Origin of the sequence: Yersinia sp. 1652 StPb PI, assembly GCF_041538345.1 — a bacterium.
Classification (GTDB): Bacteria; Pseudomonadota; Gammaproteobacteria; order Enterobacterales; family Enterobacteriaceae; genus Yersinia; species Yersinia enterocolitica_E.
In genome coordinates this window covers 3,556,888-3,571,641 of sequence record NZ_JAULSM010000001.1, presented here as the reverse complement: position 1 = coordinate 3,571,641, position 14,754 = coordinate 3,556,888, and the positions used below count along the sequence as shown (strand labels likewise).

Sequence of the window (14,754 nt, the reverse complement as noted above, 5' to 3'; positions counted from 1 at the left end):
TTGGTTAGGGGGCCTTTATAGGCCCCCTTTGCGTATCTAATGTGAGATCTTGTTTTCACAAGAGAACCGAGGAAATTTAAATGGTTGCTATTACCGCTGCTTTGGTAAAAGAACTGCGTGAGCGTACTGCCGCAGGCATGATGGAATGTAAAAAGGCGTTGGTTGAAGCTAACGGCGACATCGAGCTTGCCATCGACAATATGCGTAAATCTGGTCAGGCTAAAGCTGCCAAGAAAGCAGGCCGTATCGCTGCTGAAGGCATCATCCTGGCTCAACTTTCAGCCGACGGTAAGTTCGGTGTGATTCTGGAACTGAACTGCGAAACTGACTTTGTTGCTAAAGATGCTGGCTTCAAAGCATTTGGCGAAGAAGTTATCAACGCAGCTCTGGCTGACAAAATCACTAATATCGACGATCTGAAAGCTAAGTTTGAAGAGCAACGCGCCAATTTGGTAGCTAAAATCGGCGAGAACATCAATATTCGTCGTATTGCTGCTCTGGAAGGCGATGTTCTGGGTACTTATCTGCACGGCGCTCGTATCGGCGTTATGGTTGCAGCAACTGGCGCTGATGAAGAGCTGGTTAAGCACATTGCTATGCACATTGCTGCAAGCAAACCAGAATATGTTAAGCCAGACGATGTTCCTGCTGAAGTTGTTGCTCGCGAGCACCAAATCCAGTTGGACATTGCTATCGAATCCGGCAAACCACGTGAAATTGCTGAGAAGATGGTTGAAGGCCGTATGCGTAAGTTCACCGGCGAAGTTTCTCTGACTGGTCAGAACTTCGTTATGGACCCAAGCAAAACCGTTGGTGATTTGTTGAAAGAGAACAAAGCTGACGTAACAAACTTCATCCGCTTTGAAGTGGGCGAAGGCATTGAGAAAGTTGAGACTGACTTTGCTGCTGAAGTTGCAGCAATGAGCAAACAGTCTTAATGCTAAAAATGGGGCCGCCAATCGGCGGTTCCATTTTATCCACTCGATACCCGTCATACTTCAAATTACAGGTGCGTTGACTGCTTTCGTTCACTTCAGTCACTTACTTATGTAAGCTTCTGAGGATTCGCTCAGTCGTCGTCTTCCTGCAACTCGAATTATTTAGGGTATAAGCTTAGTCCTGTCAGTTTTCAGCGCACGGTATTGCTTTGAACATTTGACGGTCAAGTTCCCAATATTTATTACTGCTGCTTAGGACAGAACACCATGGCAACCAATGCAAAACCCGTATATCAGCGTATCCTGCTTAAGCTTAGCGGCGAAGCCCTGCAAGGCGCGGAAGGTTTTGGTATCGACGCAAGCGTTTTGGATCGCATGGCTCAAGAAGTGAAAGAGCTGGTCGAATTGGGCATTCAGGTCGGTGTGGTCATTGGCGGTGGTAACCTATTCCGCGGTGCCGGTTTGGCACAAGCTGGGATGAACCGCGTAGTGGGCGACCACATGGGAATGCTGGCTACCGTAATGAACGGCCTGGCAATGCGAGATGCACTGCACCGTGCCTATGTGAACGCCCGCCTGATGTCTGCTATTCCACTTAATGGTGTGTGTGATAATTACAGTTGGGCTGAAGCTATCAGCTTGCTGCGTCATAACCGTGTGGTGATTTTTGCCGCAGGTACAGGTAACCCTTTCTTCACCACCGATTCCGCGGCCTGTCTGCGCGGTATCGAGATCGAAGCTGATGTGGTGCTGAAAGCGACGAAAGTTGATGGAGTTTACTCCGCAGATCCGGTTAAAAACCCTGACGCAACACTGTTTGAGCAGCTAACCTATCAGGATGTTCTGGAGCGCGAGCTAAAAGTTATGGATCTGGCGGCCTTCACTTTGGCCCGTGATCATAACTTGCCAATTCGTGTTTTCAATATGAACAAACCTGGCGCTCTGCGTCGCGTGGTGATGGGTGAGAATGAAGGGACGTTGATCACTAAAGAAGTGACAGCGATCGCTAAATAAGCGGCAGCCTGTATTGTCAGGGGCATGCGGCTTTCAGATATGCCCCCAATGCCTGCAACTGTTGGTTTGTATATTCACCGGCTATACTCATGCTATGGCCTGCCAAGTAACCAGTTTCCAAGGGTTCACAACGTGATTAACGAAATTAGAAAAGATACTGAAGTGCGTATGGAAAAATGCTTTGAAGCTTTCCAAAACCATATCAGTAAGATCCGTACCGGTCGTGCTTCTCCAAGTATTCTTGATGGCATTCAGGTTGAGTATTATGGCACTGCTACGCCATTGCGCCAGTTGGCTAACATTGTGGTTGAAGACTCCCGTACTCTGGCATTGACCGTGTTTGACCGCAGCCTTAGCGCCGCGGTTGAGAAAGCGATCATGACCTCCGATTTAGGGCTGAATCCTTCTTCCGCGGGTACCGTTATTCGTGTTCCACTGCCAGCATTGACAGAAGAGCGCCGTAAAGACTTGATCAAAGTTGTTCGTGCAGAAGCAGAGCAGGGCCGTGTATCGATTCGTAACGTGCGCCGTGATGCTAACGAAAAAGTGAAAGCTTTGTTGAAAGATAAAGAGATCAGTGAAGACGAAGACCGCCGTTCTCAAGATGATATCCAAAAGCTGACCGATGCTTTTATCAAGAAAGTTGATACTGCATTAGCGGCTAAAGAAGCTGAGTTGATGGATTTCTAATCCTGCCTGACAAAAAACAGAGCGTCGCTTAGGTGGCGCTTTGTTTTTAGCAGGATCACTATTTTGCCGATTCACTAGGTCAGTAGAGTCATGCGATATCGGCAGTAATACGCTATAAAATTGGGCCGAGGATATTTATTAGACCACCTGTTATTCGGGTCGGTTGCGCTCTCGCCTATCATAAAAACAGTTATTCAGAGCACTCTCATGAAGCAACTGACTATTCTTGGTTCTACTGGCTCCATCGGTAACAGCACTCTGGGTGTTGTCCGCGCTAATCCCGAATTATTCAACGTTACTGCACTTGTGGCTGGTCGCAATGTCGAGCAGATGGCAATGCAATGCCTCGAGTTTTCTCCTCGCTATGCCGCGATGTCAGATGAAATATCGGCCAAAGCGTTGCGCCAGTTATTGGCTGAGCACGGTTCGAAAACCGAAGTTTTTCATGGTGAAAAAGCGGCCGGTGAACTGGCTGCGTTAGACGATGTCGATCAAGTGATGGCGGCAATTGTCGGTGTGGCAGGCCTATCTTCAACGCTGGCGGCTATTCGTGCAGGTAAACAGGTATTACTGGCTAACAAAGAGTCACTGATTACCTGCGGCAAGCTTTTCATGGATGAAGTGAAACACAGCCATGCACAATTGCTGCCAATCGACAGCGAACATAATGCGATTTTTCAGAGTTTACCTGAGAAAATTCAGCGTAAATTAGGCTACTCTTCACTGAGTGAGAATGGCGTCTCGCGCATTATTTTAACTGGCTCAGGTGGCCCACTGCGTGAAATACCTTTATCACAATTTGCCGATGTCACACCAGATCAGGCTTGTGCTCATCCAAACTGGTCTATGGGGCGCAAAATTTCAGTCGACTCCGCGACTATGATGAACAAAGGGCTGGAGTATATCGAGGCGCGTTGGTTATTCAATGCCAGTGCAGAGCAGGTTGAGGTTATTTTGCATCCTCAATCTGTCATTCACTCGATGGTGCGTTATCACGATGGTAGTGTACTGGCCCAGATGGGGACCCCAGACATGCGTACCCCGATTGCACATGCGATGGCGTACCCAATGCGGGTTAATTCTGGTGTTGCACCACTCGATTTTTGCCAGATACGCGAACTGACGTTCGCTGCGCCGGATTATCAGCGTTATCCTTGTCTAAAATTGGCAATCGATGCAAGCAATGCAGGGCAAGCTGCCACGACAGCGCTGAATGCCGCGAACGAAATATCCGTTATGGCATTTTTAGATTCACGCATTCGTTTCACTGATATTGCAGCCATCAACCTTAGGGTTGTGGAACAGTTATCATTGGCTGAACCCACTAGTGTGGATGAGGTGCTGATCATTGATCGTCAAGCCCGTGATACGGCAGCTCAAGCAATAGAAAAATTGAATCATTAAGTTGTATTGGCTGTTTTGGGAATTTGTTAGGGCAAGGCTGAGATGGTATAGTCTGCACCGTCAATGGATAGATAGACTGTTGATTAGTGGCCCAATAGGTATTTAAACCGTCTATTTTGGCTGTCACTTAAGAAGCCGTGACTTGGTACACGGCTTTTTTTGTGGGCTTACTGCCTAATGTTCGGGACGAACAATTGATTTATTGAGGAAATGAGTTCGCATTATGTCGTCTGTAAATGAAGATAGGGCTAACTTGTGCCCCCTGATTCCGCGTCATGTCGCTATCATTATGGATGGTAATGGGCGTTGGGCTAAAAATCGGGGTAAATTAAGGGTCTTCGGTCATAAAGCGGGAGTGAAGTCAGTTCGTCGTGCAGTAAGTTTTGCTGCCAGTCATCATTTGGATGCGCTCACGCTTTATGCTTTCAGTAGTGAAAACTGGAATCGCCCTGCTCAGGAAGTCACCGCTCTGATGGAGCTTTTTGTTCGTGCGCTGGACAGTGAAGTAAAAAGTCTGCATAAACATAATGTTCGTTTATCTGTTATTGGTGATATCAGTCGATTTAGTGAACGTTTGCAACAACGGATCCGTCGCTCAGAAGCGCTAACTGCCAACAATGACGGTCTGAAACTCAACATCGCTGCCAATTATGGTGGTCGTTGGGATATTATTCAGGGTGTGCGCCATTTAGCTGAGCAAGTACAGCAAGGTGAGTTGCAGCCCACAGATATCAGTGAAGAATCGCTAAACTCGCATATCTGCCTGCATGAGCAATCTGAGGTGGATTTAGTGATCAGAACCGGTGGTGAACATCGCATCAGTAATTTTTTGTTATGGCAAATTGCCTATGCTGAACTTTACTTTACTGATGTACTCTGGCCTGATTTTGATGAACATGTCTTTGAAGGTGCGCTGAATGCATTTGCACAACGCGAGCGTCGCTTCGGGGGAACTACACCTATCGATGCCACTGCATCCTAGGGGGAACTTTTGCTGAAGTATCGTCTCATAACTGCTTTGATTTTGATTCCGGTTGTCATTGGTGCCCTGTTCCTGCTTCCGCCGGTTGGTTTTGCTATTGTTACTCTCTTTGTCTGTATGCTTGCAGCCTGGGAGTGGGGGCAATTAGCCGGGTTCGCTAGTCGTTCTCAGCGTATTTGGTTAGCCATACTTTGTGGTTTTCTACTGATCTCAATGCTGCTTAGCCTTCCTGCCTATCAGCATTCTGCTCATCTACCACAAGTGAGTGTCCCTCTCTGGCTCTCTATGGGCTGGTGGGTCGCAGCATTGCTGTTGGTGCTTACTTACCCACGCTCTGCGGCGTTGTGGCGCGATTCACGTCTGTTACGTATAATTTTCGGCGTTCTGACTATTGTTCCCTTTTTCTGGGGCATGGTGGCATTACGTCAGTATGGCTATGAGCAGAACCACCATATCGGCGCCTGGTGGCTGCTGTATGTGATGCTTTTGGTATGGGGTGCGGATTCTGGCGCTTACATGTTTGGTAAATTATTCGGTAAACATAAATTAGCGCCTAAAGTATCACCAGGTAAAACCTGGGAAGGATTAATTGGCGGTTTACTGACATCAGCTCTGATATCATGGTTGTTCGGTCGTTATGCTCCGTTGGATATCATCCCGGAAAAACTGTTAATCTGTTCCGTGGTGGCTGCATTGGCCTCAGTACTTGGCGATTTGACCGAAAGTATGTTTAAACGTGAAGCGGGAATCAAAGACAGTGGTCATCTGATTCCTGGTCATGGTGGGATACTGGATCGTATCGATAGCCTGACCGCAGCTGTGCCGGTATTTGCCTGCTTAATGCTGTTAGTGTTTTAATCCGTCACTGACGGGGAGTTTAGGGAATATGATGAGCATACTCTGGAGCCTGGCCGCGTTTATTATCGCACTGGGGATCTTAATTACAGTGCATGAGTTCGGTCACTTTTGGGTGGCGCGGCGCTGTGGTGTCCGTGTCGAACGCTTTTCGATTGGTTTTGGTAAAGCGCTGTGGCGTCGGACGGATCGTCAAGGTACCGAGTATGTTATCGCCCTTATCCCGCTGGGCGGCTATGTTAAGATGCTAGATGAGCGTGTTGAAGCTGTTGCTCCTGAGCTTCGTCATCAATCTTTTAATAATAAAACTGTTTTGCAACGCGCGGCAATCGTCAGCGCGGGCCCTATTGCCAACTTCCTTTTTGCTGTCATTGCTTACTGGCTGGTGTTTATCATTGGTGTGCCAAGTGTGCGCCCGGTAGTGGGTGACATTTCGCCACAATCCATTGCTGCACAAGCCAATATTTCTCCAGGAATGGAACTTAAGTCTGTAGATGGTATCGAAACGCCTGACTGGGATTCTGTTCGTTTGGCCCTCGTCGGCAAAATCGGTGATAAACAAACACAGGTGGGTGTGGCACCATTTGGTTCTGCTAATGTGGTGCAAAAGACACTGGATCTGCAACAGTGGCAGTTCGAGCCTGATAAGCAAGATCCTATCGTGGCGTTGGGTATTATTCCACGGGGCCCGCAGATTGAATCTGTCTTGGCTGAAGTTCAAACCGGGTCTGCGGCACAAAAGGCAGGTTTACAAGCAGGGGATAGGATAGTTAAAGTTGGTGGTCAGCCACTGGATCGTTGGCAAACATTTGTTTTACAGGTTCGTGATAACCCCGGTAAGCCACTGGTGTTAGATATTGAAAGGGGTGGTACCCCCTTGTCTTTAACCTTGATACCAGATACAAAATCGGTTGGAGAAAACCGCAATGAAGGTTTTGCGGGTGTAGTGCCGAAAGTTATACCGCTTCCGGATGAATATAGAACGATTCGCCAATATGGCCCGTTTACGGCACTCTACCAAGCTGGGGATAAAACCTGGCAGTTGATGCGGTTGACGGTAGGCATGTTGGGTAAACTGATTACTGGTGATGTTAAACTGAATAACTTGAGTGGCCCGATATCTATTGCACAAGGCGCTGGGGTTTCAGCTGAGTACGGATTGGTGTATTACCTGATGTTTTTGGCACTAATCAGTGTCAACTTAGGGATTATCAATTTGTTCCCGTTACCGGTATTAGATGGTGGACATCTGCTCTTCCTGGCGATAGAAAAGCTGAAGGGTGGGCCGGTTTCTGAGCGAGTACAGGACTTCAGTTATCGCATCGGCTCGATTTTGCTGGTGTTATTAATGGGGCTTGCACTTTTCAATGATTTCTCCCGTCTTTAACGGCTGGGGATAGGTTAGGAAGAACGCATAACAACGATGGCGATGAAAAAGTTGCTCATAGCGTCGCTGCTGTTTGGCAGCGCCACCGTATACGGTGCAGACGGGTTCGTAGTGAAAGATATTCATTTCGAAGGCCTGCAACGGGTCGCCGTCGGTGCGGCGTTACTTAATATGCCGGTTCGCGTAGGCGATACCGTCAGTGATGATGACATCGGTAAAACTATCCGTGCGTTGTTTGCTACAGGCAACTTCGAGGACGTTCGCGTCCTGCGCGATGGTGATACGCTGATTGTTCAAGTCAAAGAACGCCCAACGATTGCCAGCATCACTTTCTCCGGTAACAAAGCGGTGAAAGATGACATGCTTAAGCAGAATCTGGAAGCCTCTGGCGTCCGGGTTGGCGAAGCCCTGGACCGTACCACTATATCCAGCATTGAAAAAGGACTCGAAGACTTCTACTACAGTGTGGGTAAATACAGCGCTTCAGTGAAGGCTGTTGTTACACCGCTACCGCGTAATCGTGTTGATATCAAACTGGTCTTTACCGAAGGTGTCTCTGCAAAAATTCAGCAGATTAACATCGTAGGTAACCACAGTTTCACAACTGATGAGCTTATCTCACGCTTCCAATTGCGTGATGAAGTGCCATGGTGGAACGTGGTAGGTGATCGTAAATATCAGAAGCAGAAGCTCGCCGGTGATCTCGAAATCTTGCGCAGCTTCTACTTAGATCGCGGTTATGCCCGATTTAATATCGATTCTACTCAGGTGAGTTTGACGCCAGATAAAAAAGGCATCTATATCACCATCAACATTACCGAAGGCGATCAATACAAGCTTAATAGCGTTGTTGTGAGCGGTAATCTTGCAGGGCACCAATCTGAAGCTGATAAGCTGGCAGCGATTGAGCCGGGTGAATTGTATAACGGCAGTAAAGTCACACGCATTGAAGAAGACATCAAGAAGATGTTGGGCCGCTATGGTTATGCTTATCCGCGTGTGGTCTCTCAACCAGAAATTAACGATGCTGATAAAACAGTCAAACTGCATATCAACGTAGATGCGGGTAACCGTTTCTATGTCCGCAATGTTCGTTTCGAAGGTAATGACACCAGTAAAGACTCCGTATTGCGCCGTGAAATGCGCCAGATGGAAGGTGCATGGTTGGGTAATGATCAGGTCGAAGCGGGCAAAGAACGTTTAAACCGTCTGGGCTATTTCGAAACCGTTGATGTTGAAACTCAACGTGTTCCAGGAACTGCTGATCAGGTCGATGTCACTTATAAAGTCAAGGAACGCAATACCGGTAGTTTAAACTTTGGTATTGGTTACGGCACAGAAAGTGGTGTCAGCTTCCAGGTTGGGGTTCAGCAAGATAACTGGTTGGGTACTGGTAATACCGTCGGTATTAATGGTACGAAGAACGACTATCAGACTTATGCTGAATTTACCTTAACTGACCCTTACTTCACCGTTGATGGTGTAAGTCTGGGCGGGCGTATCTTCTATAATGATTTTAAAGCAGATAACGCAGACCTGTCTGGCTATACCAACAGCAGTTACGGTATTGACGGTACTTTAGGCTTCCCAATTAATGAGAATAACTCATTACGGGTTGGTTTAGGTTACGTCCATAACTCCCTGTCTGACATGGAACCACAAGTCGCGATGTGGCGATATCTTGACTCTGTTGGTCAAGATCCTAATCTGACTGATCGTGCCAGCTTCACAGCGGATGACTTCACACTGAATCTGGGTTGGACTTATAACAACCTTGACCGTGGTTTCTTCCCAACGTCAGGGGTTAAATCATCAGTTAATACCAAAGTGACGGTACCTGGCTCTGATAACGAGTTCTATAAAATCACTTTCGATACATCTGCTTACCAACCGTTAGATGAAGATCATTCATGGGTGCTCTTAGGCCGTGGTCGCTTGGGTTATGGCGACGGTATCGGTTCGAAAGAGATGCCATTCTATGAGAACTTCTATGCCGGTGGTTCCAGTACTGTCCGTGGTTTCCGATCAAATAATATCGGTCCTAAAGCGGCATACTATAATGCTAATGGGACCATCAGAGATTCAACCGATGCGGTTGGTGGTAACGCGATGGCGGTGGCCAGTTTAGAACTGATTACACCGACGCCGTTTATCAGTGAAAAATACTCAAACTCTGTACGGACCTCCTTCTTCATTGACTCAGGTACTGTATGGGATACTAATTGGGAAAATACCGCACTGACGCGTGCTGCTGGTGTACCTGATTACAGTAAGGCGAGTAATATTCGTGTGTCTGCCGGTGTGTCATTACAATGGATGTCGCCATTGGGTCCATTAGTGTTCTCATATGCTAAACCGGTTAAAGATTACGAAGGTGATAAGTCAGAGCAATTCCAGTTTAACATTGGTAAGACTTGGTAATTGATTGGCAAAGTAGTTCTGAATTTTAAAGACAGCACTGGTAGTTGAAATAACCTAAGGTAGCGCTAGTGAGTTTGGCGCTATTTTAGGCACTATTCAGTATTAAGTGCACTTCAAAGTGTCTCTGACACAAACGGGTAATGGTAAGGAGTTTATAGTGAAAAAGTGGTTGTGTGCCGCAGGTCTTGGTTTAGCATTGGCAGCTTCTGCCAGCGTTCAAGCCGCTGACAAGATTGCTATTGTTAACGTTTCCAGCATTTTCCAACAATTACCTGCGCGTGAAACCGTAGCTAAGCAGCTGGAGAATGAATTCAAAGGCCGTGCAACCGAACTGCAAGGAATGGAGCGCGACCTGCAAACTAAAATGCAGAAGCTGCAACGTGACGGTTCTACCATGAAAGCCAGTGATCGTACCAAGCTGGAAAGCGACGTAATGAAACAGCGTGAAACTTTCTCTACTAAAGCCCAGGCTTTTGAGCAAGATAATCGCCGTCGTCAGATGGAAGAGCGTAACAAAATTCTGAGCCGTATTCAGGATGCTGTTAAATCTGTTGCTAGCAAAGGTGGTTATGATGTGGTGATTGATGCAAATGCTGTTGCATATGCAGACCCTTCTAAAGATATCACTGCTGACGTGCTGAAACAGGTTAAATAAAACATGCCTTCAATTCGACTGGCTGATTTAGCTCAGCAGTTGGATGCACAGGTGTACGGTGATGGCTCACTCGTCATCACCGGCATCGCTTCTATGCATTCCGCCGAGCCTTCGCAAATCACGTTTTTGTCAAATAGCCGCTATCAAGAACAACTCGCTACTTGTAATGCAGGTGCGGTGGTATTGACTGAGGCTGACTTACCTTTCTGTAAATCTGCAGCTCTAGTGGTTAAAAATCCGTATTTAACCTATGCACGCATGGCTCAGATAATGGATACCACACCTCAACCGGCCCAGGATATTGCACCGAGTGCAGTTATCGCTCCACTGGTAACGTTGGGAGAGAAGGTTTCTATCGGTGCAAATGCAGTGATAGAGTCCGGTGTTGTGCTAGGCGATAATGTGGTTATCGGTGCTGGCTGCTTTATTGGCAAGAATACTCACATTGGTGCTGGTAGCCGTTTGTGGGCCAATGTTTCCGTTTATCATGAAGTTGTTATCGGGCAGAACTGCCTGATTCAATCCGGTACGGTCATTGGTGCAGATGGTTTTGGTTATGCAAATGATCGTGGTAATTGGATAAAAATTCCACAGCTCGGTTCAGTGCATATTGGTGACCGTGTTGAGATTGGCGCTTGTACCACGATTGACCGTGGCGCATTAGATAATACCATTATTGGTAATGGCGTCATCATTGATAACCAATGTCAGATTGCACATAACGTTGTGATTGGCGACAATACCGCAGTTGCGGGTGGTGTTATCATGGCAGGTAGTCTGAAAGTTGGCCGCTATTGTATGATAGGCGGCGCGAGTGTGATCAATGGTCATATGGAGATTTGTGACAAAGTCACAATCACCGGAATGGGAATGGTGATGCGCCCAATCACTGAACCTGGGTTATACTCCTCCGGCATTCCGTTACAACCAAATAAAGTTTGGCGCAAGACCGCTGCTTTAGTGATGAATATCGATGGAATTAATAAACGCTTAAAAGCTATTGAGCGTAAAATCGATAAAGAGTAGTCACTCAAGACCGATACTCTGAGTCAATAATTAAGCTTATTGGCAAGTGATGCCAAAAGTAGATACTTAAAGAAATTGGTGTCGCAGCCTGACAAAATAAATCAATCTTGATGAACTTATGTGGTCAAGTGATTCAGGTAAATACGTGCAGTTACGCCGTTGTTGCGTCAAGTTCGAAGGGTATACAGAGTTCCTAATTTGCGGCCTGCCTAATGCCTCCCTTTTGGGGCAGTGCAGGCCGTGTTGTTGATAGCATTAGTTTTTTAGACAGGAAGAGTATTTTGACTACTGACACTCATACTCTGCATATTGAAGAGATTTTGGATCTACTCCCGCACCGTTTTCCGTTCTTGCTGGTAGATCGTGTCCTTGATTTCGAAGAAGGAAAATTTCTGCGTGCAGTGAAGAACGTCTCTTTCAACGAGCCATTTTTCCAAGGCCATTTCCCGGGTAAACCTATCTTCCCAGGCGTGCTGATTTTAGAGGCGATGGCGCAGGCGACCGGTATCCTGGCATTTAAAAGCCGCGGTAAACTTGAGCCGGGTGAACTTTATTATTTTGCTGGCATTGATGAAGCTCGCTTCAAACGTCCGGTAGTGCCTGGTGATCAAATGATCATGGAAGTTCAGTTCGTTAAAGAACGCCGTGGTCTGACCCGTTTTACTGGTGTTGCGAAAGTCGATGGTGAAATCGTCTGTACTGCCACGATGATGTGTGCTCGTAGCAGGCCAGTAACCCCACCAGCAGAAGCTGTTGTTGCAAAGTCTGTTGTTGTCGAACCCGCAGTTAAGGAGTCCTGATACGTGATTGACAAAACCGCCATTATCCATCCAAGTTCTATCGTCGAAGAAGGTGCCATTATTGGTGCCGGCGTTCGTATTGGCCCCTTCTGCTTTGTCGGATCTCAGGTGGAAATTGGCGCTGGCACGGAACTGAAATCCCATGTCGTCGTTAATGGTGTAACCAAGATTGGCTGTGACAATCAGATTTACCAATTTGCCTCCATTGGTGAGGCGAATCAGGATCTGAAATATGCAGGCGAGCCTACTCGCGTTGAGATCGGTTCACGTAACCGTATCCGTGAAAGCGTATCTATCCACCGTGGTACGGTTCAAGGTGGTGGATTAACTAAAGTAGGCAGCGACAATTTGCTGATGATTAATGCCCATATCGCCCATGACTGTATCATTGGTGATCGTTGCATTCTTGCGAACAATGCAACTTTGGGTGGTCATGTGGAAATTGACGATTTTGCCATCATTGGCGGAATGACGGCTATCCATCAATTCTGCGTGATTGGTGCGCATGTGATGGTGGGCGGTTGTTCAGGCGTTGCTCAGGATGTGCCTCCTTATGTCATTGCTCAGGGCAACCATGCAACACCATTTGGTATCAATATTGAAGGGTTAAAACGTCGCGGTTTTGACAAAGAATCACTTCATGCGATCCGTAATGCTTACAAGTTGTTGTACCGCAGTGGTCGGACGCTGGATGAAGTGAAACCAGAAATTGCCGAATTGGCGGAGCAGGTTCCGGCGGTTAAGGCATTCAGTGATTTCTTTGCGCGCTCTACTCGCGGCATTATTCGCTAACTTATGCAAAATAGCCCATTAGCTGTTGATTGTCCGTCGAATACCGGGCGTCCTTTAACTATCGGTTTAGTAGCCGGAGAAACTTCTGGCGACATCTTAGGCGCTGGGTTGATTCGTGCGCTGAAAGCTCAGGTTCCCGATGCCCGCTTTGTTGGTGTTGCTGGGCCGCTGATGCAAGCTGAGGGATGTGAAGCCTGGTATGAGATGGAAGAGTTGGCAGTGATGGGCGTTGTTGAAGTATTAGAACGCTTGCCACGGTTACTCAAGATCCGCAAAGATCTGACCCAACGCTTTAGTGAACTCTCCCCAGATGTTTTCGTGGGTATCGATGCGCCTGATTTCAATATCACCCTCGAAGGGCGTTTGAAACAGCGTGGCATCCGAACCATTCATTATGTCAGCCCCTCTGTTTGGGCCTGGCGACAAAAACGCGTTTTCAAAATTGGTAAAGCGACCGATATGGTGTTGGCTTTTCTTCCTTTTGAAAAAGCGTTTTATGATCGTTTCAATGTTCCATGTCGCTTTATTGGTCATACCATGGCTGATGCCATGCCTTTAATCCCTGATAAGCAAGCGGCAAGAACAGAATTGGGGATTGCGCTACATGCGCCATGTCTGGCCCTGTTGCCGGGTAGTCGCCATTCAGAAGTGGAAATGCTCAGTGCCGATTTTCTGCGTACTGCAGCCATCTTGAGGCAACAACTGCCTGAGCTGGAAGTGCTGGTTCCATTGGTTAACAGCAAGCGTCGTGAGCAGTTTGAACGAATTAAAGCTGAAATTGCCCCTGACTTATCCGTCCATTTATTAGATGGCAATGCCCGGGTGGCGATGATTGCCAGTGATGCTACCTTGCTCGCCTCGGGTACTGCGGCGTTGGAATGCATGTTGGCTAAATGCCCCATGGTGGTCGGTTATCGTATGAAACCCTTCACTTTCTGGTTAGCAGAACGATTAGTTAAAACACCTTATGTCTCATTACCGAATCTGTTGGCAGGCGAAGAGCTAGTGACAGAATTGTTGCAGCAAGAGTGCCAACCACAAACATTAGCCGATGCATTGTTACCGCTATTACAAGGTGGTGATGCAGTTGAGGCGTTAAAAGAACGTTTCCTGATTTTGCATCAGAGCATCCGTTGTGGCGCGGATGAACAGGCAGCACAGGCGGTATTGGAGTTAGCAGGTCGATGACAGATATTTTTATATACCCGCAGGCGAATTTGATTGCCGGTGTGGATGAAGTTGGCCGTGGCCCATTAGTGGGGGCTGTTGTCACTGCGGCGGTTATTCTCGATCCGACACGGCCAATTGTCGGTTTGGCAGACTCGAAAAAACTGAGTGAGAAGCGGCGTCTGTCACTTTATGACGAAATTACGGATAAGGCCCTGTCCTGGAGCCTTGGTCGCGCTGAGCCAGAAGAGATTGATCACCTAAATATATTGCATGCAACAATGCTGGCAATGCAAAGAGCAGTAGCAGGATTGCATATCACACCCGATTATGTGTTGATTGATGGTAATCGCTGTCCAAAACTGGCGATGCCGTCATTAGCCGTTGTAAAAGGGGACAGCCGAGTTGCAGAGATCAGTGCCGCCTCTATTCTGGCTAAAGTGACCCGTGATCGTGAAATGACTGAACTGGATCTCATTTTCCCCGAGTATGGTTTTGCGCAGCACAAAGGCTACCCGACAGCATTCCACCTGGAGCGGCTGGCGGCACTAGGCGCAACTGAGCACCATCGGCGCAGCTTTGGCCCGGTTAAGCGCGTGTTAGGGCTGATATAAGCCGGTATT

General features: G+C 47.4%; 14 protein-coding genes. All 14 read left to right on the top strand.

The features are described from left to right. The first annotated feature begins 80 nt into the window (after positions 1-80). The 14 genes from tsf (at position 81) to rnhB (ending at position 14,745) form a co-directional block, all read left to right on the top strand. The gene (gene tsf, locus Q2T71_RS16305; RefSeq protein WP_372559769.1) at positions 81-938 is read left to right on the top strand and encodes a translation elongation factor Ts; all 858 of its coding nucleotides are present in this window, start codon (positions 81-83) and stop codon (positions 936-938) included. A gap of 267 nt (positions 939-1,205) precedes the next feature. Further along, complete coding sequence (gene pyrH, locus Q2T71_RS16300) at positions 1,206-1,952, top strand: UMP kinase (RefSeq protein ID WP_083162919.1); 747 nt, start codon at positions 1,206-1,208, stop codon at positions 1,950-1,952. 132 nt (positions 1,953-2,084) lie between these two features. Beyond that, positions 2,085-2,642: a ribosome recycling factor gene (gene frr / locus Q2T71_RS16295; protein WP_083162921.1), complete on the top strand. Its 558-nt coding sequence runs from the start codon at positions 2,085-2,087 to the stop codon at positions 2,640-2,642. Positions 2,643-2,849: 207 nt separating this feature from the next. Then, a complete protein-coding gene (ispC, locus tag Q2T71_RS16290) occupies positions 2,850-4,046 on the top strand; it encodes a 1-deoxy-D-xylulose-5-phosphate reductoisomerase (protein ID WP_372559768.1) in 1,197 nt (398 codons plus the stop codon). 223 nt (positions 4,047-4,269) lie between these two features. Then, complete coding sequence (gene ispU / locus Q2T71_RS16285; protein WP_372559767.1) at positions 4,270-5,028, top strand: (2E,6E)-farnesyl-diphosphate-specific ditrans,polycis-undecaprenyl-diphosphate synthase; 759 nt, start codon at positions 4,270-4,272, stop codon at positions 5,026-5,028. Positions 5,029-5,037: 9 nt separating this feature from the next. After that, complete coding sequence (gene cdsA, locus Q2T71_RS16280) at positions 5,038-5,886, top strand: phosphatidate cytidylyltransferase (protein ID WP_083162927.1); 849 nt, start codon at positions 5,038-5,040, stop codon at positions 5,884-5,886. Between the two features lie 28 nt (positions 5,887-5,914). Beyond that, positions 5,915-7,270 (top strand): sigma E protease regulator RseP, encoded by a 1,356-nt coding sequence (gene rseP, locus Q2T71_RS16275; protein ID WP_372559766.1) that lies wholly within the window; start codon positions 5,915-5,917, stop codon positions 7,268-7,270. Between the two features lie 36 nt (positions 7,271-7,306). Continuing rightward, on the top strand, positions 7,307-9,691 hold the full coding sequence (gene bamA / locus Q2T71_RS16270; RefSeq protein ID WP_372559765.1) for an outer membrane protein assembly factor BamA: 2,385 nt from the start codon (positions 7,307-7,309) through the stop codon (positions 9,689-9,691). Between the two features lie 157 nt (positions 9,692-9,848). Further along, positions 9,849-10,346, top strand: coding sequence for a molecular chaperone Skp (gene skp, locus Q2T71_RS16265; protein WP_032820361.1), 498 nt, complete (start codon positions 9,849-9,851; stop codon positions 10,344-10,346). Positions 10,347-10,349: 3 nt separating this feature from the next. Next, positions 10,350-11,372: a UDP-3-O-(3-hydroxymyristoyl)glucosamine N-acyltransferase gene (lpxD, locus tag Q2T71_RS16260; RefSeq protein WP_372559764.1), complete on the top strand. Its 1,023-nt coding sequence runs from the start codon at positions 10,350-10,352 to the stop codon at positions 11,370-11,372. 281 nt (positions 11,373-11,653) lie between these two features. Next, complete coding sequence (fabZ, locus tag Q2T71_RS16255; RefSeq protein ID WP_083164110.1) at positions 11,654-12,172, top strand: 3-hydroxyacyl-ACP dehydratase FabZ; 519 nt, start codon at positions 11,654-11,656, stop codon at positions 12,170-12,172. Between the two features lie 3 nt (positions 12,173-12,175). Then, a complete protein-coding gene (gene lpxA, locus Q2T71_RS16250; protein WP_083162935.1) occupies positions 12,176-12,964 on the top strand; it encodes an acyl-ACP--UDP-N-acetylglucosamine O-acyltransferase in 789 nt (262 codons plus the stop codon). Positions 12,965-12,967: 3 nt separating this feature from the next. Continuing rightward, the gene (gene lpxB, locus Q2T71_RS16245) at positions 12,968-14,152 is read left to right on the top strand and encodes a lipid-A-disaccharide synthase (protein ID WP_083162937.1); all 1,185 of its coding nucleotides are present in this window, start codon (positions 12,968-12,970) and stop codon (positions 14,150-14,152) included. After that, a complete protein-coding gene (gene rnhB, locus Q2T71_RS16240; RefSeq protein ID WP_372559763.1) occupies positions 14,149-14,745 on the top strand; it encodes a ribonuclease HII in 597 nt (198 codons plus the stop codon). The genes lpxB and rnhB overlap by 4 nt, the downstream gene beginning before the upstream one ends. Positions 14,746-14,754 lie beyond the last annotated feature (9 nt).